The organism is Streptomyces lacaronensis, assembly GCF_047337785.1.
GTDB lineage: Bacteria > Actinomycetota > Actinomycetes > Streptomycetales > Streptomycetaceae > Streptomyces > Streptomyces lycopersici.
The window spans coordinates 3,105,400-3,127,593 of record NZ_JBLHDK010000003.1 but is presented as its reverse complement, the minus strand read 5'-3'; the positions used below and the strand labels follow the sequence as shown (position 1 = coordinate 3,127,593).

Sequence of the window (22,194 nt, the reverse complement as noted above, 5' to 3'; positions counted from 1 at the left end):
AAGGAACCCGGCCAGCGCCCCCTGTCCAAACTCTTCGTGCTCCGGGAAACGCGGGTTGCTTAAGCGGATCGGTGGAAGTCGGCTGCAGTTCGGTGGCGCCCCGATTGGGGCGCGGGGCCGTGTCGATGTGCGGCTCCGCCACGCGGGCGCGGCCGGCCACGACGGTGCCGCCGCAGACGATCGACGGCAGGTCGGGGCACTTCCAGCCGAGCGCTTAGGTGAGCAACCCCGCCGACCTGGCCCAGCGGTACTTGGCGCCCAGGACGGCCACCGGCTTCTCGGTGGTGTACGGATAGGCCACGACCCCGCGCTCGAAGAGGTACGCGCACGCCTCCTCGACCTCGGTGTCGCCCGCGAGCGAGGCCACCACCGGTTTGGCGATGCCCCGGGCGCGGAACTCCTCGACGACCCGCGCGGTCAGCTCGGCGAACACCATCGGCGGGGTGACGATGGTGTGCCAGTAGCCCAGGACCAGGGCGTGGATCCGCGGATCCTCCAGGCCCAGCCGGATGGTCGCCTCGTAGGTGGACGGCGGTTCGCCGCCGGTGATGTCCACCGGGTTCCCGGCCGCGCCGAACGGCGGGATGAAGCGGCGGAAGGCGGCGTCCAGATCCTCGGGGATCTCCATCAGGGACAGCCCGTTGTCGACGATCGCGTCCGACAGCAGCACCCCCGAGCCCCCGGCGCCGGTGATGATGACGACGTTGTCACCCTGGGGTGCGGGCAGCACGGGCAGCGCCCGCGCGTACTCCAGCATCTCATTGAGGCCCGGCGCCCGGATCACCCCGGCCTGCCGCAGGATGTCGTCGTAGACCGCGTCGTCCCCGGCCAGCGCGCCGGTGTGGGACCCGGCGGCCTTGGCACCCGCCGCCGTACGGCCCGCCTTGAGGACCACCACCGGCTTCCGGGGCACCGTGGCCCGTGCCGCCTCCACGAAGGCCCGGCCGTCCTTGAGGTCTTCCAGGTGCATCGCGATGCACTGGGTGCGGTCGTCCTCACCGAACCAGGTCAGCAGGTCGTCCTCGTCCAGGTCCGACTTGTTGCCGAGGCCGACGATGGCCGAGACACCGGTCTTCGTCGTCCGGGCGAAGCCGAGGATGGCCATCCCGATGCCACCGGACTGCGAGGTGAGCGCCACCGGCCCCTTGACGTCGTACGGGGTGCAGAACGTGGCGCACAGATCCTGCCAGGTGGAGTAGTAGCCGTAGATGTTGGGCCCCAGCAGGCGCACCCCGTGTTCCTCGGCGATGGCCACGATCCGGTCCTGGAGCTCGTGTTCACCGGTCTCGGCGAAGCCGGACGGGATCAGCACCGCGTTCGGGATGCCCTTGCGGCCGACCTCCTCCAGCGCGGCGGGCACGAACTTCGCGGGGATCGCGAAGACCGCCACATCCACCTCGCCGGGGACGTCCGTGACGGTCTTGTAGGCCTTGCGGCCCAGGATGTCGTCGGCCTTGGGGTTCACCGGGTGGATCTCGCCGGGGAAGCCGCCGTCGATGAGGTTGCGCATCACCGAATTGCCGATCTTCCCCTGCTCGTTGGAGGCGCCCACCACCGCCACCGAGCGCGGCTGCATCAGCCGGCGCATCGAGCCCAGGATCTCCTCGCGCGAGTAGCGGCGGCGCGTGTGCGGGGCCGGATCCCCGATCAGCAGCCGCACATCGGCGGCGAGCACCCCGCTCGCGGTCGCGAACACCGGGTTGAGGTCCACCTCGGTGATCTCGGGGAAGTCCGCCACCAGCCGGGAGACCCGCACGATCAGATCGGCGAGCGCCGCGCGGTCCACCGCCTCGCCGCCGCGCACCCCGCGCAGCACCTCGGCGGCGCGGATCCCGTCCAGCATCGACAGCGCCTCGTCCTCGGTCGCCGGGGCCAGCCGGAAGGTGATGTCCTTCAGCACCTCCACCAGCACCCCGCCGAGCCCGAACGCCACCACCTTCCCGAAGGTGGGGTCGGTGACGGCGCCGACGATGACCTCCTGCCCGCCGTCCGGGATCATCTGCTGCACCTGGACGCCCTGGATCCGGGCCTTCGCGTCGTAGCCACGGGCGTTGTCGACGATCGTGGTGAACGCGCTCCGCACCTCGGCGCAGGACGTCAGCCCCACCCGGACCCCGCCCGCGTCGGTCTTGTGCAGGATGTCCGGGGACACGATCTTGAGGACGACGGGGAAGCCGATCCGGTCGGCGAGCGCCACCGCCTCGTCGGCGGTCTCCGCCAGTCCCTCGGCCGGGGTCGGGATGGAGTACGCGTCGGTGATCCGTTTCCCCTCGGGGGCGGTCAGCGCCGTGCGCCCCTCGGCGCGGGCGGCGTCCAGCACCGCGCGCACGGCATCGTTGTCATACGTCACCGTCAGATCACTCCGTTCGTCTTGAGCAGTCGCACTTCCTCGTCGCCGAGCCCCAGCTCCCCGACGTACACCTCTTCGTTGTGCTCACCCAGCAGCGGGGAGCGCTCGACCCGGACCGGGGAGTCGGAGAGCTTCAGCGGGGAGCCGACCGTGGTGAAGGAGCCGCGCTCGGGGTGGTCGACCTCGACGATCATCTCGTTGGCCGCGAGCGACGCGTCCTCGACGATCTCCTTGGTGGACAGGATCGGCCCGCACGGGATGTTGTGCGCCGTGAGCTGCTCCAGCACCTCCCACTTCGGCAGCGTGCTGGACCACTCCTCGATCAGCTGGAACATCTTGGCCAGCTTCGGCAGCCGCGCCTCGGGCGAGGCCCACTCCGGGTCATCGGCCAGCTCGGGGCGGCCGATCAGCCGGGTGATCGGCTCCCAGCCGACCGGCTGCACGATGACGTAGACGTAGTCGTTGGGCCCGCCGGGCGCGCACTTGACCGCCCATCCGGGCTGGCCGCCGCCGCTGGCGTTGCCGCTGCGCGGCACCTCGTCGCCGAAGTCCTCGTTCGGGTACTCGGCGAGCGGGCCGTGGGTCAGCCGCTGCTGGTCGCGCAGCTTCACCCGGCACAGGTTGAGCACCGCGTGCTGCATCGCCACGTTGACCCGCTGGCCGCGTCCGGTCTGGGTGCGCTGGTAGAGCGCGGCGAGGATGCCCGCCACACAGTGCACCCCGGTGCCGGAGTCGCCGATCTGGGCGCCGGTGGCCAGCGGCGGGCCGTCCTCGAAGCCGGTCGTGGACATCGACCCGCCCATGGCCTGCGCGACCACCTCGTACGCCTTGAACTTGGTGTACGGGCCGTCGCCGAACCCCTTGATCGAGGCGTAGACCAGCCGGGGGTTGATCTCCTGGATGCGCTCCCAGGAGAACCCCATGCGGTCCACCGCGCCCGGACCGAAGTTCTCCACCAGGACGTCGCTGCGGCGGATCAGCTCGGTCAGGAGCTCCTTGCCGCGCTCGCTCTTGGTGTTCAGGGTGATGCTCCGCTTGTTGCAGTTGAGCATCGTGAAGTAGAGCGAGTCCACGTCCGGGAGGTCGCGCAGCTGCTTGCGGGTGATGTCGCCGGTGACGTTCTCCAGCTTGATCACATCCGCGCCGAGCCAGGCGAGCAGCTGAGTGGCGGAGGGACCGGACTGCACATGCGTCATGTCGAGGACGCGGATGCCCGACAGAGCCTGATTGGCCTCGAGTGCCTGGGACATGGTGGCACCTCCCTACTTGTACATGGTCTGGTTCATGGTTCCGGGGGCGTAGGCGTCCGGGTCCACCCAGACGTTGATCAGCGACGGCTTGCCGGACTCCCGGGCGCGGCGCAGCGCCGGGCCGATGTCCGCCGGGTCGCGGACCTCCTCGCCGTGGCCGCCGAGCATCCGCGCGAACTGGTCGTAGGGCACATCGCCGAGGGTGTTGCCGACCCGCTCCCGCTCCTCGCCGTACTTGGCCTTCTGGCCGTAACGGATCTGGTTCATCGAGGAGTTGTTGCCGACGATGCCGACGAACGGCAGCTCGAAACGGACCAGCGTCTCGAAGTCCCAGCCGGTCAGGGAGAACGCGCCGTCGCCGAAGAGCGCCACCACCTCCTTGTCGGGGCGGGCCTGTTTGGCGGCCATCACGAACGGCACCCCGACGCCGAGCGTCCCCAGCGGGCCCGGGTCCATCCAGTGGCCGGGCGACTTGGGCTGGATCACCTGTCCGGAGAAGGTGACGATGTCGCCGCCGTCGCCGATGTAGATCGAGTCCTCGGTGAGGAAGTCGTTGATCTCGCTGACCAGGCGGTAGGGGTGGATGGGGGAGGCGTCCGACCGGAGGTTGGGCAGCCGCTTCTCGATCGCCGCCTGCTCGGCCGCGCGCAGCTCGTCCAGCCACTCCTTGCGCTTGCCCGCGCCGCCATTGATGCGGCCCGAGGCGGCCTGGGTGACGGCGGAGAGGATCAGTCCCGCGTCGCCGACGATGCCGAGGTCGATGTCCCGGTTCTTGCCGACCGTGCGGTAGTCGAGGTCGATCTGGACCACGGTGGCGTCGGGGGAGAGCCGCTTGCCGTAGCCCATCCTGAAGTCGAAGGGCGTGCCGACGATGACGATGAGGTCGGCATTGGAGAACGCGTAGCGGCGGGAGAGCTGGAAGTGGTGCGGATCGCCGGGCGGCAGGGTGCCGCGCCCCGCGCCGTTCATGTACGCGGGCACGTTCAGGGTGCGCACCAGCTCGGTGGCCGCACCGGTGGCGCGGGTGGTCCACACCTGACTGCCCAGCAGGATCGCCGGCTTCTCGGCCTGGACCAGCAGATCGGCCAGCTTCTGGACGGACTCGGGGTCGCCGGCGCTGCGGGTGGAGGCGCGGTAGTGCCCGGCCTGCGGGACGCGCGCCTTGTCCACCGGCACCTTGGCGTCCAGCACATCGCGCGGGATCTCCAGGAAGGAGGGGCCGGGGGCGCCGTGGAAGCACTCGCGGAAGGCCATGGAAACCATGTCGGCGGCGCGGGCGGTGTCCGGGACGGTCGCGGCGAACTTGGTGATCGGCGCCATCATGTCCACGTGCGGAAGGTCTTGGAGGGAGCCCATCTTGTGCTGGTTGTGGGCGCCCTGGCCGCCGATGAGCAGCATGGGTGACTCGGCGCGGAAGGCGTTGGCGACGCCGGTGACCGCGTCGGTGGTGCCGGGTCCTGCGGTGACGACGGCACAGCCGGGCTTGCCGGTGATCCGGGCGTAGCCGTCGGCGGCGTGGGCGGCGACCTGTTCATGGCGTACGTCGATGACATCGATGCCCTCGTCGACGCAGCCGTCGTAGATGTCGATGATGTGGCCGCCGCAGAGGGTGTAGATGACCTCGACGCCTTCTGCCTTGAGTGCTTTGGCGACCAAGTGCCCGCCGGAGATGAGGTCCTGACTGTCGTCGGGCATGGCGAATCGCGTCCCTTCGTAGGGGTTCGGTGCTGCCTCGCAGGTGAATTAGCTGGATTGCATACAGTCGACGTTATCCTGTATGAACTTTGTTATCCCACCATCGGCCGAGCGATGTCCAGGGGGCGTACGCCACTCGTTCCATACAGCGCTGGATCAAGCGCTGTTGACGGCCCATCAGGGAGCACCGGGAGCTGGCAATGGACCTGTACGAACATCAGGCACGGGAACTCCTTCATGACAACGGTGTCTTGGTGCCGGGGGCGGAGGTCGTGGCCACGGCCGAAGCCGCCCGCGCGGCCGCCGAACGGCTCGGCGGACGCGTCGTCATCAAGGCCCAGGTGAAGACCGGGGGCCGGGGCAAGGCGGGCGGGGTGAAGCTCGCCGACGACCCGGCCGCGGCTGAGCTGACCGCACGCCGGATCCTCGGCATGGACATCAAGGGCCACACCGTCCACCGGGTGATGGTGGCCGAACCCGTCGAGGTGGCGCGGGAGCTGTACCTCGGCTTCACCCTGGACCGGACCGCGGGCCGCTTCCTGGCCATCGCCTCCGCCGAGGGCGGTATGGAGATCGAGGAGGTCGCGGCGCGCCGCCCCGAGGCGGTGGCCCGGATCGCCGTCGACCCGGCCGAGGGGGTGACCGAGGCCAAGGCCGCCGAGATCGCCGTCGCCGGGGGACTGCCGCGCGAGACGACCGAGACCATCCGCCGGCTGTGGACCGTCCTGACCGCGCACGACGCCCTCCTTGTGGAGGTCAACCCGCTGGTGGTGACCCGCGACGGCGCCATCGTGGCCCTGGACGGAAAGGTCACCCTGGACGACAACGCCCGCTTCCGGCAGCCGTCATGGGACGCCGCCGACGACCGCGCCCGGGACCCGCTGGAGGCCCGGGCCGCGGCCGCCGGGCTCGGCTACGTCAAACTCGACGGCCAGGTGGGCGTGATCGGCAACGGCGCGGGGCTGGTGATGTCCACCCTGGACGTCGTCGCGGGCTGTGGCGCGCGCCCCGCCGACTTCCTCGACATCGGCGGCGGCGCCTCCGCCCAGGTGATGGCCGACGGTCTCTCCCTCGTCCTCGACGACCCGGAGGTGCGCTCCGTCCTGGTCAATGTCTTCGGTGGCATCACCGCCTGTGACGCGGTGGCCGACGGCATCGTGCGCGCCCTGGACACCGTGACCCTCACCAAACCGCTGGTGGTCCGGCTCGACGGCAACAACGCCGCACGTGGCCGGGCCATCCTTGGCCAATTGGCTCATCCACTCGTCCACCAGGCCGACACCATGGACGGCGCCGCCGCGCGCGCCGCCGAACTCGCCGCGTCTGCCGCGTCTGCCGCGACCGCCGAGTCCGGCGCGTCCGGCGCGTCCGACACCTCAGCCGCATAAGGGGGCTCCTCGCATGGCCATCTTCCTCACCAAGGACAGCAAGGTCATCGTCCAGGGCATGACCGGCGCGGAAGGCATGAAACACACTCGGCGGATGCTCGCCGCGGGCACCGATGTGGTCGGCGGTGTCAATCCGCGCAAGGCCGGGACCCGGGTCGACATCGACGGCCGTACGGTCCCCGTCTTCGGCTCCGTGCGCGAAGCCATGGACACCACCGGCGCCGACGTGAGCGTCCTCTTCGTCCCGCCGCCCCACGCCGAGGCCGCCGTCACCGAGGCCGCCGACGCCCGGATCCCGCTCGCCGTCGTCATCACCGAGGGCATCCCGGTCCATGACGCGGTCGCCTTCCAGGCGTACGCCCGGGCCCGCGCCACCCGGGTCATCGGCCCGAACTGCCCCGGGCTGATCTCCCCGGGCCAGTCCAACGCCGGGATCATCCCCGCCGACATCACCAAGCCGGGCCGGATCGGGCTGGTGTCCAAGTCCGGCACCCTCACCTATCAACTCATGTACGAGCTGCGGGACATCGGCTTCTCCACCTGCGTGGGAATCGGCGGCGACCCGGTCATCGGCACCACTCACATCGACGCCCTGGCCGCCTTCGAGGCCGACCCCGAGACCGACCTGATCGTGATGATCGGAGAGATCGGCGGCGACGCGGAGGAGCGGGCCGCGCGGTACATCGCCGACCGTGTCACCAAACCGGTCGTCGGTTACATCGCGGGCTTCACCGCCCCCGAGGGCAGGACGATGGGCCACGCGGGCGCCATCGTCTCCGGCTCCTCGGGCACCGCGGCGGCCAAGAAGGCGGCGCTGGAGGCGGCGGGCGTGAGGGTGGGAGCGACCCCCACCGAGACCGCCGGACTGGTATTGGCCCTTCTGGCCGAAACACCCGGCAACCTCGCGTGATGTGAGCCATACCGGGTCCGCGACCGGGTCACGGTCACGCTCCGTGCCACTACCTTCCTCCCCGTAGCCACACCCATGCCGTACGCACACCCATGCCATACCCATGCCGTACGGGGAGCCCCGCCGTACGGCCCGCCACATCCCGCCCCGCCTGTGCAACGAGAGCGGAGATCACCGATGGCACCCACCCTCACCCTCAAGCCCGGAACCGCCTGGGGCGACGCCTGGCAGCGCTGCCTGGCCGTCGCCCCCGAGGCGTTCCAGGACGACCGAGTCCTCAACCTCTGGGACGGCACCTGGCACCGCGACGGCCGGGCCCTCCCCGCCACCACCCCCGTGGACGGCACCCCGATCGCGGGCCCGCCACGGCTGGACGCCACCACCGCCCACCAGGCCGTACGCGCCTCCCTGGACCAGCACCGCGGCTGGCGTCACATCGCCCTCCCGGAGCGCCGGGCGCGGGTGTCCGCCACCCTCGACGCGCTCTGCGAACACCGCGAGCTGCTCGCCCTGCTGCTGGTCTGGGAGATCGGCAAGCCCTGGCGGCTGGCCCAGGCCGATGTGGACCGGGCCATCGACGGCGTCCGCTGGTACGTCGGCGAGATCGACCGCATGGCCGAGGGCCGCACCCCGCTGCCCGGCCCGGTCTCCAACATCGCCAGCTGGAACTACCCGATGAGCGTCCTCGCCCACGCCATGCTCGTCCAGGCGCTGGCCGGCAACGCCGTCATCGCCAAGACGCCCACCGACGGCGGGCTGGCCTGCCTCACCCTCGCCTGCGCGCTCGCCGCCCGCGAGGGCATCCCGGTCACCCTCCTCAGCGGCAGTGGCGGTGAGCTCTCCGAGGCCCTGGTCCGCTCGCCCGAGATCGGCTGCGTCTCCTTCGTCGGCGGCCGCGACACCGGCGCCCGGGTGGCCACCGCCGTCGCCGACCTCGGCAAGCGCCACATCCTGGAGCAGGAAGGACTCAACGCCTGGGGCATCTGGAACTTCACCGACTGGGACACCCTCGCCCCGCTGATCCGCAAGACCTTCGACTACGGCAAGCAGCGCTGCACCGCCTATCCGCGCTTCGTCGTCCAGCGCTCGTCCTTCGACGCCTTCCTCTCCGTCTACCTCCCGGCGGCGCGCTCCATCCGCGTGGGCCACCCCCTGGCCGTGGAGGGCCCCGCCGGCCACCTCCCCGACCTGGACTTCGGCCCCCTGATCAACGCGGCCAAGGCCAAGGAGCTCGCCGACCAGGTGTCCGAGGCCATCGACCGCGGCGCCGTCCCCCTCCACCGCGGCGACCTGGCCGACGGCCACTTCCTCCCCGGCCAGGACCTCTCCGCCTACGCGGCCCCCGTCACCCTCCTCAATCCGCCCTCGACCTCCCCGCTCCACCACGCCGAGCCCTTCGGCCCGGTCGACACCCTCGTCCTGGTCGACACCGAGGCCGAACTGCTCGCCGCCATGAACGCCAGCAACGGCGCCCTCGTCGCCACCCTCTCCTGCGACGACCCCGACACCTACGACCGCCTGGCCCCCCAGATCCGCGCCTTCAAGACCGGCCACGGCAAGCCCCGCTCCCGCGGCGACCGCGACGAGCTCTTCGGCGGCTTCGGCGCCTCCTGGCGCGGCGCCTTCGTCGGCGGCGACCTCCTGGTCCGCGCCGTCACCGAGGGCCCGGCCAACGAGCGCCTCCCCGGCAACTTCCCCGACTACCACCTGATGCCGCACTGACCACCCTCCGTGCCCACCCCCGCGTCCCACCAGGTCGGCGCGGGGGCGGGCGCCGGGCATACGCAGGTGAAACGCACTCCGAAACCTTGGTATCGTGGTCCATGTCGCCGCGGCCGAGCCGCGGAGCACACCTGGTCCGGGTGGCGGAATGGCAGACGCGCTAGCTTGAGGTGCTAGTGCCCTTTATCGGGCGTGGGGGTTCAAGTCCCCCCTCGGACACGTTCACTACGCACATAGTCGGTGCTGGCCGGGTTTCGGCCAGCACCGTTTGCGTTTCATGGTCATACGTCAGCCGCAGCCCGAGCTGCCGGTAGACCTCGGCCTTGTCAGCGGGTTCAGCCTGGTGCAGCACGGACAGCAGCCCGCCGAGAGCGTCGACCAGGCCGCGGATCTCCTCGCGGCTCATCCGCCGGTGAGTTCCCCGCCGGTTCTCGGCCTGCGCCAGTTTGGCGGCGCTCGCGGCCCGCTCGGCTTGGACCTCCCGGCTCCATGTGGCCACGAGCGCGGGGTCGGCTCCGGCTTCGAGGAGGGCGCGATGCCGGGCGAGCTTGCGGTCGCACTCGGCCAGAGCGCGCCGCAGGGGCTCGGTCTCGGCGTCCGTGGTCGGCTGGGCCTGCTCCAGCGCGGTGAGCGAGTGCTCGATGCGCGCCGGAGTGAACGCCTGCGAGAGCCAGGCATCCAGGGGATCGCACAGGTCGGTCTCGCGCAGGTAGGCGTTGAGGGGGTGGTCGACCTTGTCGGCCACGGCGTACTCGCGCGGGAACCGGCGCCGGTAGTACGCCTGGTCGTGAGCCCAGTTGCCCTGCATGCGGCGTCCGCAGGCGCCGTGGACCAGCAGGCCCTTGAACGCGTACCCGTGACGGGGGCGCACCACGTGCCGCGCGGCGGACGCGGGCGCGCCGGCGGTGGACGGCGTGCCTGCGGCGAAGGGCCGCGCCCTCTGCGGCTTGCCGAGGCGGGCGCCACTCCTGACGGCCCGCACGGTTTCCGGCACCGGGCAGTGATGGGGATGATGCAGACATCCACAGGTCGATCAGATGGTGGTCAGACCTTGGAGTTTCTGCCGCAGTGATTCCTGGGAGTGCCGGTCCATGATCTCGTAGGCCTGCTCGATGTCGAGGCGTCTCATGGCTGCCACAAGGTCCCGGTGGTCCTTGATCTCGGCTTCCTCCGTGAGCCTGTTGCGGAGGCTGGGCACGAGGTAGTGCATTCGGCGGACCTCGTCGCCCAGGTTGACCATCATGCGTTCGGCGCGCCGGTTTCCGGAGAGTGTGGCGATGTCGACGTGGAAGGCTGTTGCCGCGTTCAGAGCGGCCTCCGTGTCGGTCGCCGCCTCTTGGTCGTCGATGTGGCGTTCCAGGGCGTCGAGTTGCTCGGGAGTGCTGCGCTTGGCGGCCTCGACCACCAGCGTCGGCTCGATCATCTGGCGCAGGGCGAAGACCTCACGCACGTCCTCGAACCGAAGAGAGCGCACCAGGTAGCCCTTGCGGGGCAGGACCATGACCCAGCCCTCGTGGGCGAGAAGCCGCAGTGCCTCCCGGATGGGCGTCTTGGAGACCCCGTACTCCTCGGCGAGCTCCTGCTCGATGAGCAGACTCTCCGGACGTCGGCGGGCCTTGAGGATGTCCTCCTTGAGGAGGGCATGCGTACGCTCGGTCAGCGACAGGCGCATGTCGCGCGCCGCGCCCATCGAAGATCCTTTGTCTCTGCTGCTCACTGGTGTGTGCCTCGCCTCTCGCCCGACGAGCCGACAAATCCTGCCGAGCTGAAAAGTACCACGTTCTTGACAGCGATTCAGCCCACCAGCATACTCGGCGAACATCCATAGAGTACCTCAGATATATCAGGCTCTTCAGCTGGCCTTTCGAGTGAGAAGCAGTGGTCGTGTACCCAGCTACTCCGCAGCAGGCGAGTCAGGTGCATCACTCTGCGGAAGGGACGCCGCACGATGACAAATCCGACACCCGACCTGTCTCGTTCCGGGCCGCTCCAGATCGCCGCGAGGCTCGATCGCCTCCCGGTGTCCCGATGGCACTGGAAGCTCGTTCTGCTGGTGGGCCTCGCGGCCTTCTTCGATTCCTACGAGATCTACATGAGCGGTGTCCTCGGCAGTGTGCTGGAGGAGCCGTGGCACCTGACCTCGTACACCAAGCCCCTGCTCGTGGGGGCGCCGTTCTTCGGGATGGTCTTCGGCGCGATCTTCCTCGGGATGGCCAGCGACCGCTTCGGGCGGCGGCAGATGTTCACCTACAACCTCGCCGCGTATTCGCTGCTCGCGCTCGCCTCGGCCTTCGCGGTCAACATCGAGGTGCTCGTAGCTCTGCGTGTCGTCTCCGGCGTGTTCCTCGCCGCGGAGCTCATCCTCCTCGATACGTACCTGAGCGAGTTCCTGCCGGGAAAGGCCCGCGGTCGCCTGATCGCGGTCGCCTACGCGATCGGCTTCCTCGCCGCACCGGTCGTCGCGGGCTTCGGCGGCATGCTCATCGTCAAGGTCCATTTCCTGATGGACGGCTGGCGCTGGATGCTGGTCGGCGGTGGCATGGGAGGACTGCTGGTGTTCTGGCTGCGCCGCAACCTCCCCGAGTCCCCCCGGTGGCTCGCCGAGCGCAACCGTCCACAGGAAGCGGAGGCGATCATCGCCGAGGTGGAGCGGACGGTGGAGTCGCAGACCGGCCGCAAGTTGCCCGAAGTCCAGGGCGTCGTCTATCGGCCGGTGAAGAAGATCCCGTTCAGCGCGATGTTCCGCCCGCCCTACGTGAGGCGCACCGTGATGATGTGGATCTTCCAGATCACCCAGACCGTGGGCCAGTACGGCTTCGCGTCGCTGGCGACCCTGATCCTGGTGAGCAAGGGATACGACATCCCGGACTCGCTGCTCTTCACGGCGCTGTCGTTCATCGGCGCACCGGTCGGTGCCCTGCTCGCGGTGCCGTTGGTCGAGCGCGTGGAAAGAAAGTTCCTGGTGATCGGCGGGCTTTCGCTCATCGGTGTGGCCGGCATCGTCTTCGGCAGCTCGACCAACAGCGCGGTCATCGTCATCGCCGGTGTGACGATCACCATCTGCAACAGCGTCGTCTCGAGCGCATGGCACGTCTACCAGGCCGAACTGTTCCCCACGCAGGTGCGCAGCACCGCCGGCGGGGTGGCGTACTCGTTCTCGCGGCTCACGGCGGGACTGCTTCCGTTCGGTGCGCTGGCCATCCTTGACCGCTTCGGACCTGTCGAGGTCTTCGCGGCGGCCGCCGCGATCATCACGATCACGTGCCTCGATCTGGCGATTCTGGGTCCGCGAACGAACGGCCTGAGCTTGGAGGACGTGACGGGGAGCGGAGAGGGGACGTCGGCCGATTCCGTACCGCGGCCCGCGGCCGAGGTGGCCCGCGCCGGAATCGATGTGGCTCCCGACCGGTCCTGACGCGGCTGTGGCATCCCGGCTCAGCGGCTGTGGTATCCGGGCTCACATGAAAGGACTGACGGCAGATGGCCCAAACGGCGGCCGACAAGATCTGGAACACGCACATCGTCCGGTCGAACGATGACGGACAGGATCTCGTCTACATCGATCTCCACCTCCTGCACGAGGCCAACACGCCACAGGCGTTCGCCGGTCTGCGAGAGCAGAACCGTAGGGTCCGCCGACCTGAACTCACCCTCGGAACCGAAGACCACGTCACACCCACGGTCGGCGGCGCGGACATCTCCGGCGGTGTCGCCGAGAGGTACCTGACCCATATGCGACGTAACTGCCATGACTTCGGCATCGAGTTGTTCAGCCTCGGTCACGAATCCCGGGGCATCGCGCATGTGATCGGACCGGAGCTGGGACTTTCCCAGCCGGGGACGACGATTGTCTGCTGCGACTCGCACACCACGACGCACGGGGCCATGGGCGCGCTGGCCTTTGGAATCGGGACGAGTCAGGTGGAGCACGTACTGGCGACACAGACCCTGCCGATGCGGCGGATGAAGAACATGCGGGTCACCGTCGACGGTGTGCTGCCGCCCGGTGTGAGCGCGAAGGACCTCGTACTGGCCATGATCCGCCGGACCGGCACAGCCGGAGGCCAGGGGCACGTCATCGAGTACCAGGGACAGGCCATCCGGTCGATGTCCATGGAGGCCCGGATGACCTTGTGCAACATGAGCATCGAGGCCGGCGCACGGGCCGGGCTCGTGACAGCGGACGACGTGACCTTCGAGTACCTCCGCGGTCGGCCGCACGTTCCCCAGGGGGCGGCCTTCGACGATGAGGTGGAGTACTGGAAGACGTTCGTCAGCGACGAGGACGCGGTCTTCGACAAGGAGGTCCGTCTCGATGCCTCCACGCTCTCGCCGCACGTGACCTGGGGCACGAACCCGTCCCAGACCGTGGGGTTGGCCGAGGTCGTTCCCTCGCCGTCGGAGTTCGCCGATCCGGTCGAGCGGCTCGCCGCGGAGCGGGCGGTCGCCTACATGGACCTGACGCCCGGGACGCCGATGAAGAGGGTGCCGATCGACGCGGTGTTCATCGGGTCGTGCACCAACGGCCGCATCGAGGACCTCAGGAAGGTCGCCGAGGTCTGGAAGGGCCGGCGGGTCGCTCCGGACGTGTCGGTCTATCTGGTACCCGGCTCGGAGGGAGTGCGTCGCCAGGCCGTCGAGGAGGGACTCGACCGCACGTTCGAGGCGGCGGGCGTCCAGCTGCGCAGTCCGGGCTGCTCGATGTGCGTGTCCGTCAACGGCGAACGCCTCGCCGCCGGGCAACGCACGGCATCGACGAACAACCGCAATTTCGAAGGGCGTCAGGGGCCAGGTGTGCGCACGCATGTCGTCTCGCCCTCCGTGGCGGCGGCCAGCGCCGTACTGGGCCGCCTCGCCGAACCGAACGATCTGGAGAACCGCAGGTGAAGCCGCTGCGCACCCATGTCGGCACGGCTGTGCCTCTTCGCAGGTCCAACGTCGACACCGACCAGATCTACCCCGCGCAACTCGCGCTCGGCGGCAGCCTGACGAGGACCGGGCACGCCGCGGCCCTCATGGGCGAGTGGCGCAAGGAGCCGGACTTCGTGCTCAACAGGCCCGACTACGAGGGCGCCTCGATCCTCGTCACCGGTCCGGACTTCGGGACCGGCTCATCCCGTGAGTGGGCCGTATGGGCCCTGGTCGACTACGGCTTCCACGTCATCCTGTCCCCGCGCTTCGGCGACATCTTCCGCGGCAACGCCGCCAACAACGGGCTGGTGGCGGCCACCCTGCCCGAGCCCGCGATCGAAGCGCTGTGGGAGCAGGTCGAGGCCGAGCCGCAGGTCCCCCTGACCGTCGACCTCGAAGGCCGGATCGTCTCCGTCAACGACCACCGATTCGCGTTCGAGTACCCGGACGACTTCCGATGGCGTGTCATGAACGGCGTCGACGAGATCGAGCTGACGCTGCGGCACAGCGACGACATCTCCGCGTACGAAGCTCGCCGCCGCCCTTCGCTGCCGAAGGCCCGCGGACCGGAGGCCGTGACATGACCGCCGTTCCAGACATCGTTCGCCGCAGACTGACCGGGCGAGTGCCCGACGACCGGATCAGGACGGTGGACGTACCGCGACACGACACCGCCGAAGCCGCGAAGCTCCTGGCCCTCCCGGACCTGGCCTCGGCCGTGGCCGACGCCCTCGACGAGCTCGGCGTCGGGGCTGTGCTGACCACCGACGCGTTGGCGCCCCTGGCGCCGGACATGCGGGTCTGCGGTCCCGCCGTCACCCTGCGGTACGTCCGGGCGAACGCCGATCCCGCGGTCGTCCGGTCCGCCAGGAGCCGGCTGGTCGTCGGCGACCGTGACCTCTACGGAGTGGCCCGTCCCGGGGATGTGGCGGTCGTCGACTGCGGCGGCAACCGTGACTGGGCACTGCTGGGCGGGCTTTCGGCGGAATGGGCGCTGAAGGCCGGTCTGGCCGGCTGCCTCGTCGACGGAGCCGTGCGCGACACCGCGACGATCGTCGGCACCGGTCTGCCGGTCTGGAGCGCGAACCGGTCCCCACGGGCGGCCCGCCACCGCGTGGACACCGTGGCGATCAACGACGTGGTGAGCGTGGCCGGTGTGTCCGTCCGGCCGGGCGACTACATCGTCGCGGACGCCGACGGAGTCTGCGTGGTGCCGTTCGAGCACCTGCCGGCCGTCGCCGATGCCTGCGTCACCGCTCAGGCCGCGGAGGACGCTCTCGTCGACGCCATCCGCTCCAGTGCCGACGTCGAGGAACTCGTGCGGCGCACCAGCACCCGGCACACCCCCGAATGACCCCGCCCCCAGCTTCGAAGGTGAGCACATGAACGTCTCCTTGGACGACCGGTACCGGCTCGACGAAGGAGCCATCTACCTCTCGGGCATCCAGGCACTGGTTCGGACGGTCCGTGACCGTGCGAGGCTCGATCGACGCGACGGCCGGTCCACCGCGTCGTTCATCTCGGGATACGAGGGCTCGCCGCTGGCCGGATTCGACCTCGAACTGGCCCGGCGCAAGAAGATGCTGGACGAGTTCACCGTGGTGCACCGGCCCGGCGTCAACGAGGAACTCGCCGCCACGTCGGTGATGGGCTCGCAACTGGCCTCGCATGTCGGCACGTTGACGCACGACGGGGTGACCGGCTATTGGTACGGCAAGTCACCCGGCCTCGACCGCGCCTCCGACGCGATCCGCCATGCCAACCTGATCGGCACCGATCCCCGCGGCGGCGCCGTGGCGATCGTCGGTGACGACCCCGCGGGCAAGTCCTCGTCGCTGGCCTGCTCCTCCGAGCTGGCCCTGGCCGACCTCTCGATCCCGACCCTGTACCCCGCAGACGCCCAGGAGGTGCTGGACTTCGGCCTCCACGCGCCGTATCTGTCCCGTTTCACCGGCCTGTGGTCGGGACTGAAGATCGTGACCGCGGTGGCTGACGGCTCGTGCACGGCGACCGTCCACCCCGAGCGCGTCCTGCCCAGGTACGGGGACCTGCCCGAGAGCACGTTTCACCCCGACGCCAAGTTGGTCGGCGGGAACCTGCTCCGGCTGGAGCGGAGCATGTTCTCCGAGCGCCTGCCGAGGGCGTTCGAGTACGCCCGGCTCAACCGGCTCGACCGTGTCGTCGCCCGGTCGTCCGGGGACCGTATCGGCATCGTGGCCGCCGGCAAGACGTACCTCGACGTCCGTGAGGCGCTGGACGCACTGGGGCTCGACGACGCCGCACTGACCCGATACGGCATCCGCCTGCTGAAGATCGGCATGATCTGGCCGATCGACCCCCAGATGATCAAAGAGTTCAGCGAGGGACTCGACGAGGTGATCGTCGTAGAGGAGAAACGCCCCTTCCTGGAGAACGCGATCAAGGAGATCCTGTACGGCGTCCCGCGGGCACCGCTCGTGATCGGCAAGACGGACCCCGACGGGCGGGAGCTGGTCAGCCCGGTAGGGGAGCTCGACACCGATCAGGTCGCCGGCGCCCTCGGCCGACGGCTGGGCGAGGTGCACGGGATCGAGTCGGCGCGGGCCTGGAGGCACCGGCCGGTCACCAACCGGACCGCACTGCCCCTTCTCACCCGGACGCCGTACTTCTGTTCCGGCTGCCCGCACAACGCTTCCACCAAGGTTCCCGAGGACACGCTCGTCGGCGCGGGTATCGGCTGCCACGGCATGGTGCTGATCATGGACGAGAAGCAGGCCGGTGACGTCACAGGCCTGACCCAGATGGGCGGTGAGGGGGCGCAGTGGCTGGGCATGGCGCCCTTCCTGGCCGAGGACCACTTCATCCAGAACCTCGGTGACGGCACGTTCACCCACTCCGGGAGCCTCGCGATCCGGGCCGCGGTCGCCTCCGGGGAGAACATCACCTACAAGCTGCTCTACAACTCCACCGTCGCGATGACCGGTGGGCAGGATCCGGCCGGAGCCCTGGCCCTGGACCAGGTGGCGCGGCTGCTGCTCGCCGAGGGCGTGTCCAAGGTGGTCATCACGACCGAGGACGAGGATCGCGTGCCGCGGCGACGCCTGCCCGCGGGAGTGGCGGTCCACGAACGAGGTGACATCGTCGCCCTTCAGCGGGAACTCGCGAAGGTGCCCGGCGTGACGGTGCTCGTGCACGACCAGGAGTGCGCCGCCGAGAAGCGCCGCAAGCGCAAGCGCGGCCTCGTCCCGACACCGTCCACGCGGGTCGTGATCAACGAGCGCGTCTGTGAAGGCTGCGGTGACTGCGGTGAGAAGTCCAACTGCATGTCCGTGCACCCGGTCGAGACCGAGTTCGGCCGCAAGACCCGCATCCACCAGTCGTCGTGCAACCTCGACTACTCATGTCTCGCGGGGGACTGCCCCTCGTTCGTGACGGTGACGCCGGGCGCGGTCAAGGCCGAGCGGAAGGCTTTCGCGGACCTGGAGCCGGGCGCGATCCCCGAGGCCGCCGTGCAGGTCGACCCCGACGACTTCACGATGCGCGTCACCGGGATCGGCGGGACCGGGGTGGTCACCGTCGCGCAGATCATCGCCACCGCCGCGTTCCTCGACGGCCACACGGTCCGCAGCCTCGACCAGACCGGCCTGGCCCAGAAGGGCGGCGCCGTGGTGTCCGACCTCAAGTTCACCGCCACGCGGTCAGAAGCCTCTTCCAAGCTCCGCGCCGGCTCCTGCGACCTGTACCTGATCTGCGACACGCTCGTCGGGACCGACCCGGTCAACCTCAAGGCGGCATCCGCCGACAAGACGGTGGCCGTGCTGTCGACCGCTCAGGTCCCCACCGGGCACATGGTCGTCGACACCTCGATCCGCTTCGCCGAGCAGAGCGCCATCCGCAGCGCCGTCGACCGCACGGTGGCCCGCACCGTGTCCCTCGACGCCGACCGCCTGGCCCAGGAGCTCTTCGGAAGCGAGCAGTACGCCAACATGATCCTGGTCGGCGCGGCGTTCCAGCTCGGCCGGCTCCCCGTCACCGCGGAGGCACTTGAGCACGCCATCACGCTCAACGGCGCCGCGGCGGCCACCAACATCCAGGCCTTCCGCCGGGGACGCCAGGCCGTGGCAGACCCAGACACCCTCCAGGCCGTTCTCGCGCAGGACGACGCACCGCCCGCCGTCATACCGACTCCCTCCGGTGAGGTGGCACGCCTGGTGTCCGTGGTGCGGGCGACGGACAGCTCACGGCTCTCCGAACTCGTCGCGCGTCGCACCGCTGAACTCGTCGCCTACCAGGACCTGGCGTACGCGCGGGAGTACGTCACCTTCGTGGAGAAGGTGCGCACCGCTGAAGAGGCCACCGTCCCGGGGTCCACCGAACTGGCCGAGGCGGTGGCGACCTACCTGTACAAGCTGATGGCCTACAAGGACGAGTACGAGGTCGCCCGGCTCATCCTCGACGAGACTTTCGACGCCTCCGTCCGGCACGAGTTCGGCACCGACGCGTCGTATCAGGTCAAACTGCACCCGCCGTTGCTGCGCGCGATGGGGCTCAAGCGAAAGATCTCGTTCGGCGCGAAGGCCCGTCCGATGTTCCGCCTGCTGTACGCCGCGCGGCGCCTCCGCAGCTCTCGGTTGGACGTCTTCGGCTATCACCCGGTACGCCGTATGGAGCGCGAACTCATCGTGCAGTACCGGCGAGAGGTCGAGGAACTGCTGCCCCGGCTCAGCCCCCTCACCCTGGCGTCCGCCGCCAAAATCGCCTCCCTCCCCGACATGGTCCGGGGCTACGAGCAGATCAAGGTCCGGAACGTACACCGCTATCGTGAGGAACTCACCCGGCTGCGCCACGAGTTCCGGGAGAGCCACCGACTCGACACACTCGGCAGGACGGCGAGCGGGTCGCCGGACCGGTGAACCAAGGGCCTGGTACCTCCGGTTTCCGGCGAAGGCATGACTCACCAGGTCATGGCGGCTCAGCGGATCACGGACCACGTGTCGCCTTCGCGGGCGTAGTCCATGGTCATGTGCAGCCGCCAGCTCGCACGCGTGCCGTACACCGTTGCATCGGTGATCGTCCGTAGACGCGTGCGCGGGTGTCGCCTCCGTGATGGTCAACGTCTCGCAGCAGGTCGGCGGCTCCATCGGCACCGCGCTGCTGAACACCGTCGTCGCCAGCGCCAGGCAGGGCCGACTCCTCCGGTGAGACAGCGCAGCAGGTCGAGATCCCGGTCGTCGCGCACTGACGGTCGGCCACGGGCCTGCTCACTCGCAAGCCACTGTGACTGAGCGCGCCATCTGGCACGGTTCGCCAACGACAGTGCTCAGTTTTGGGCGGTCGGAGCCAGGGGCCTTATGTGGGCTGGCTGTGTACTGAGGACGCAGGAGCGGTGTGGGGTGGCTCCGATTTCAGCTGCTGTGGCGCGAGCAGTATCAGCGGGGTTCGGTGACCCGCTGAACTGGTACCGGTCGGTGACCACCATCGCGATCTACCTGCACTCCTTGTAGGAGCTGGAGATGCTCACCCGGCTGGAGCTGGTGCCCGAGGATGAGTGGGAGCCAGCCGGGCACAGCGCGGACGGCTGGGCCCACAAGAAGCCGGCCCTTGCCACCTGTTCCCTGGGGGTGGAGTCGCTCCGTCAGCTGCCCATTCCGAGCCGGGCGCCGCCGGCGACATCCAGGCTCAGGCCGGTCAGGTAGCGGTTGGCCGGGTCGGTGAGGAAGGCGATGGTCGCCGCTACTTCCTCAGGCTCGGCGAATCGGCCCATGGGGATCTGAGCGGCCCGGGCTTGGCGGGCGCGCTGGTCTCCGTCGGGGTCGCTGCCGCCGGCGCGGGTGGCCAGTTGGTCCCACATGGCGGTGTTGACCGGTCCGGGGCACACGGCGTTGACCGACACGTTGTCCGGGCCGAGTTCCAGGGCGAGTGACCAGCAGATGTTCAGCACGGCCGCTTTGCTGGCGTTGTAGGGCACGTACGCGCGACGGGCCTCCTTCGCGGCGACGGAGGCCACCGCGACGATGGAGCCGGAGCGTTGGGCTTGCATAACGAGGCCGACTTCGCGCAGTACGGAGAAGGCACCCGTGGCGTTGATCGCCATCACCCGGGCGAACTCGGAGCTCGGGGTGGTGAGCAGGTGCGGTTCGTTGCCGAGAATGCCGGCGGCGTGGACAAGGACGTCGATTGTCCCGAACTCCGCTTTGATCGCGGTCACGGTGTCGTGCACCGCTTGCTCGTCGGTGACGTCCAGCTCACGGAAATCCGCGAGCCATTTCGGGCGGCTGTCCGGTGCTGTGCGGTCGCAGCCGATGACCACCGTGCCCGCTGCGTGCAGCCGTTCAGCAGTGGCGGCTCCGATGCCTCCGCTGGACCCGGTGACAAGGGCGATCTGGGACGGGGCGGTCATGGAGTGTCCTCCGTGGCTTTCATGGACTTTGTGGATGCGGGGCTGTGCTCTGTGTCGGATTCCGCAGCGGGTGGTGTGGTGGTGTACGCGGCTGAGCGGCCCGTTTCCGGCAGGGTCAGATAGACGATGAGGCAGAGCAGCACGATGGCGGTCATGTATACCGCTACGCCCATGGGGTGGCCTGCCTCGATGAATGCGCTGGCGATGAGTGGGGCCGTTCCGCCGAGGGCTGCGATGACGATCTGGTGGGCGACACCGATGCCGGATACGCGAACGGCGGCGGGGAACAGTTCGGCCTGGATGGTCGGGTACACCCCTTGCCAGATGGCCAGGACCACCCAGCCGGAGACGGTCACCGTCACGTAGACGCCGAATCCGGGTTGCTGCAGCAAGAGCAGCAGCGGATAGAAGAGCACCACCATGCCGATGGCCCCGATGATGGGGAAGGGCTTGCGCCGGCCGATGCGGTCGGACAGGAGGCCGCACAGTGGCACGATGATCACCAGCAGGCCCAGTCCGATGGTGTTGCCGGCCAAGGCGGAGTCCAGGTCACGGCCAGTGGTCAGGTGCGCGTAGGTGGGCAGGAAGGTGGCCCACGTGTAGTAGGCGACAGCCGGGGCGGACAGAGCCGCGGTCTGCAGCAGTGCCTTGGGGTGCCTGCGCAGCAGTTCCCGCAGCCGCAGGTTCTCGGGTTGCCGGCCGGCGGCGGCCTCTTCGGCGGCGGCCTCGAACTCCGGGGATTCGTCGGCGCGCGAGCGCAGCAGCAGACCGACGATGCCGAGGAGGCCGCCGATGGCGAACGGGATGCGCCAGCCCCACGTCTCCAGGTCATGGGTGTTCAGGGTCGAGGTGACGATCGCCCCCATGCCGGTGGCGGCCAGCGTCGCCAGGCCGCTGGCCACATTCGACAACGAGCCGAACAGGCCGCGCCGGTCGGTCGAGCCGTTCTCCACCATGTAGGCGATGGCGCTCTGCATCTCGCTGCCGGCCGAGATGCCCTGCAGTACGCGGGCGAGCAGGAACAGCAGCGGTGCCGCGTATCCGATGGCGGAGAACGGCGGGGTGAGCGCGAGGATCAGGCTGCCCGCGGCCATGCCGCCGATGGTGGTGGCCAGGACGACGCGGCGGCCGTAGCGGTCGGCCAGGGGGGAGATGATGATGCCGCTCAGCGGCCGCACCACGAACCCGACCGCGTAGGTCAGCAGGGCGCCGATCAGCGACATCGCCGGGCTGTTTCCGGGAAAGATCTGGCTGGAGAAGACGGCGGCCAGAAGGCCGTAGATGTACCAGTCGTACCACTCGATGAAGTGGCCGACAGTACCGGCCAGGATGTTCAGCCGCCTTCCGCGGGGTGGGATGGCCGGTTTGGCCGTTGCGGAGGGGGATTTCGGTGAGGCTATTCTTGGTGCGTTCGCCATTGAGCGCTCCTCAGTGCGGTGAGGGATGGGATTTGTGCGAACAGTCGGCGGGTCAGGGCACCGCGGACCGGGTTGTGACGGTCGACGACGTCGGCGGTTCCGGAAGCCTTCTTCGAGAGGGGACGGCGCCGGCGCGAGCTCCATGAGGGGCCGTTCGAGGCTCGCGGAGGG

General features: G+C 69.4%; 15 protein-coding genes and 1 tRNA gene. 10 read left to right on the top strand and 6 right to left on the bottom strand.

Annotated elements, in window-relative coordinates:
- Positions 1–214: 214 nt before the first annotated feature.
- Genes ACMTAK_RS13215 through ACMTAK_RS13205 form a run of 3 tightly spaced genes read right to left on the bottom strand, consistent with a single transcriptional unit; the run spans position 215 to position 5,295 of the window.
- Positions 215–2,350, bottom strand: a complete 2,136-nt coding sequence (locus ACMTAK_RS13215) for an acetate--CoA ligase family protein (RefSeq protein WP_413806411.1) — start codon at positions 2,348–2,350, stop codon at positions 215–217.
- A 2-nt stretch (positions 2,351–2,352) separates the two neighbouring features.
- The gene (frc, locus tag ACMTAK_RS13210; protein WP_413806410.1) at positions 2,353–3,600 is read right to left on the bottom strand and encodes a formyl-CoA transferase; all 1,248 of its coding nucleotides are present in this window, start codon (positions 3,598–3,600) and stop codon (positions 2,353–2,355) included.
- 12 nt (positions 3,601–3,612) lie between these two features.
- Entirely contained in the window at positions 3,613–5,295 is a 1,683-nt protein-coding gene (locus ACMTAK_RS13205; protein ID WP_413806409.1) for a thiamine pyrophosphate-binding protein, read from the bottom strand.
- A gap of 200 nt (positions 5,296–5,495) precedes the next feature.
- Here ACMTAK_RS13205 and sucC point away from each other — a divergent pair, with 200 nt between their 5' ends.
- From sucC to ACMTAK_RS13180, 5 genes are all read left to right on the top strand, one after another.
- Positions 5,496–6,683, top strand: coding sequence for an ADP-forming succinate--CoA ligase subunit beta (gene sucC / locus ACMTAK_RS13200; protein ID WP_413806408.1), 1,188 nt, complete (start codon positions 5,496–5,498; stop codon positions 6,681–6,683).
- Positions 6,684–6,696: 13 nt separating this feature from the next.
- Positions 6,697–7,593 carry a succinate--CoA ligase subunit alpha gene (gene sucD / locus ACMTAK_RS13195; protein ID WP_413806407.1) on the top strand — a complete coding sequence of 299 codons (897 nt, stop codon included), beginning with the start codon at positions 6,697–6,699 and terminating at the stop codon, positions 7,591–7,593.
- Positions 7,594–7,770: 177 nt separating this feature from the next.
- A complete protein-coding gene (locus tag ACMTAK_RS13190; protein ID WP_413806406.1) occupies positions 7,771–9,315 on the top strand; it encodes an aldehyde dehydrogenase family protein in 1,545 nt (514 codons plus the stop codon).
- A 134-nt stretch (positions 9,316–9,449) separates the two neighbouring features.
- Positions 9,450–9,534 (top strand) — tRNA-Leu (locus tag ACMTAK_RS13185).
- A gap of 58 nt (positions 9,535–9,592) precedes the next feature.
- The gene (locus tag ACMTAK_RS13180; RefSeq protein ID WP_413806405.1) at positions 9,593–10,387 is read left to right on the top strand and encodes a hypothetical protein; all 795 of its coding nucleotides are present in this window, start codon (positions 9,593–9,595) and stop codon (positions 10,385–10,387) included.
- Here the strand turns inward: ACMTAK_RS13180 and ACMTAK_RS13175 are convergent.
- Positions 10,349–11,005, bottom strand: coding sequence for a GntR family transcriptional regulator (locus ACMTAK_RS13175; RefSeq protein WP_413806404.1), 657 nt, complete (start codon positions 11,003–11,005; stop codon positions 10,349–10,351). The genes ACMTAK_RS13180 and ACMTAK_RS13175 overlap by 39 nt on opposite strands.
- 258 nt (positions 11,006–11,263) lie before the next feature.
- Between ACMTAK_RS13175 and ACMTAK_RS13170 the strand changes: the two genes are divergently transcribed.
- From ACMTAK_RS13170 to ACMTAK_RS13150, 5 genes are all read left to right on the top strand, one after another.
- Positions 11,264–12,730 carry an MFS transporter gene (locus ACMTAK_RS13170; protein WP_413806403.1) on the top strand — a complete coding sequence of 489 codons (1,467 nt, stop codon included), beginning with the start codon at positions 11,264–11,266 and terminating at the stop codon, positions 12,728–12,730.
- Between the two features lie 65 nt (positions 12,731–12,795).
- Positions 12,796–14,202, top strand: a complete 1,407-nt coding sequence (gene leuC / locus ACMTAK_RS13165) for a 3-isopropylmalate dehydratase large subunit (RefSeq protein WP_413806402.1) — start codon at positions 12,796–12,798, stop codon at positions 14,200–14,202.
- Entirely contained in the window at positions 14,199–14,810 is a 612-nt protein-coding gene (leuD, locus tag ACMTAK_RS13160; protein WP_413806401.1) for a 3-isopropylmalate dehydratase small subunit, read from the top strand. Before leuC ends, leuD begins: the two co-directional genes overlap by 4 nt.
- The gene (locus ACMTAK_RS13155) at positions 14,807–15,580 is read left to right on the top strand and encodes an RraA family protein (protein ID WP_413806400.1); all 774 of its coding nucleotides are present in this window, start codon (positions 14,807–14,809) and stop codon (positions 15,578–15,580) included. Before leuD ends, ACMTAK_RS13155 begins: the two co-directional genes overlap by 4 nt.
- A 28-nt stretch (positions 15,581–15,608) precedes the next feature.
- Entirely contained in the window at positions 15,609–19,118 is a 3,510-nt protein-coding gene (locus ACMTAK_RS13150) for an indolepyruvate ferredoxin oxidoreductase family protein (RefSeq protein ID WP_413806399.1), read from the top strand.
- A gap of 722 nt (positions 19,119–19,840) precedes the next feature.
- Here ACMTAK_RS13150 and ACMTAK_RS13145 read toward each other — a convergent pair.
- A complete protein-coding gene (locus tag ACMTAK_RS13145) occupies positions 19,841–20,605 on the bottom strand; it encodes an SDR family NAD(P)-dependent oxidoreductase (RefSeq protein WP_413806398.1) in 765 nt (254 codons plus the stop codon).
- Positions 20,602–22,023, bottom strand: coding sequence for an MFS transporter (locus ACMTAK_RS13140; RefSeq protein ID WP_413806397.1), 1,422 nt, complete (start codon positions 22,021–22,023; stop codon positions 20,602–20,604). Before ACMTAK_RS13140 ends, ACMTAK_RS13145 begins: the two co-directional genes overlap by 4 nt.
- Between the last annotated feature and the right edge of the window lie 171 nt (positions 22,024–22,194).

Bases quoted from the DNA above. Each gene is read 5' to 3' on its own strand.
- frc (WP_413806410.1), bottom strand. From the start codon at position 3,600: ATGTCCCAGGCACTCGAGGCCAATCAGGCTCTGTCGGGCATCCGCGTC.
- ACMTAK_RS13205 (WP_413806409.1), bottom strand. From the start codon at position 5,295: ATGCCCGACGACAGTCAGGACCTCATCTCCGGCGGGCACTTGGTCGCC.
- sucC (WP_413806408.1), top strand. From the start codon at position 5,496: ATGGACCTGTACGAACATCAGGCACGGGAACTCCTTCATGACAACGGT.
- sucD (WP_413806407.1), top strand. From the start codon at position 6,697: ATGGCCATCTTCCTCACCAAGGACAGCAAGGTCATCGTCCAGGGCATG.
- ACMTAK_RS13190 (WP_413806406.1), top strand. From the start codon at position 7,771: ATGGCACCCACCCTCACCCTCAAGCCCGGAACCGCCTGGGGCGACGCC.
- ACMTAK_RS13180 (WP_413806405.1), top strand. From the start codon at position 9,593: ATGGTCATACGTCAGCCGCAGCCCGAGCTGCCGGTAGACCTCGGCCTT.
- ACMTAK_RS13175 (WP_413806404.1), bottom strand. From the start codon at position 11,005: ATGGGCGCGGCGCGCGACATGCGCCTGTCGCTGACCGAGCGTACGCAT.
- ACMTAK_RS13170 (WP_413806403.1), top strand. From the start codon at position 11,264: ATGACAAATCCGACACCCGACCTGTCTCGTTCCGGGCCGCTCCAGATC.
- leuC (WP_413806402.1), top strand. From the start codon at position 12,796: ATGGCCCAAACGGCGGCCGACAAGATCTGGAACACGCACATCGTCCGG.
- ACMTAK_RS13155 (WP_413806400.1), top strand. From the start codon at position 14,807: ATGACCGCCGTTCCAGACATCGTTCGCCGCAGACTGACCGGGCGAGTG.
- ACMTAK_RS13150 (WP_413806399.1), top strand. From the start codon at position 15,609: ATGAACGTCTCCTTGGACGACCGGTACCGGCTCGACGAAGGAGCCATC.
- ACMTAK_RS13145 (WP_413806398.1), bottom strand. From the start codon at position 20,605: ATGACCGCCCCGTCCCAGATCGCCCTTGTCACCGGGTCCAGCGGAGGC.
- ACMTAK_RS13140 (WP_413806397.1), bottom strand. From the start codon at position 22,023: ATGGCGAACGCACCAAGAATAGCCTCACCGAAATCCCCCTCCGCAACG.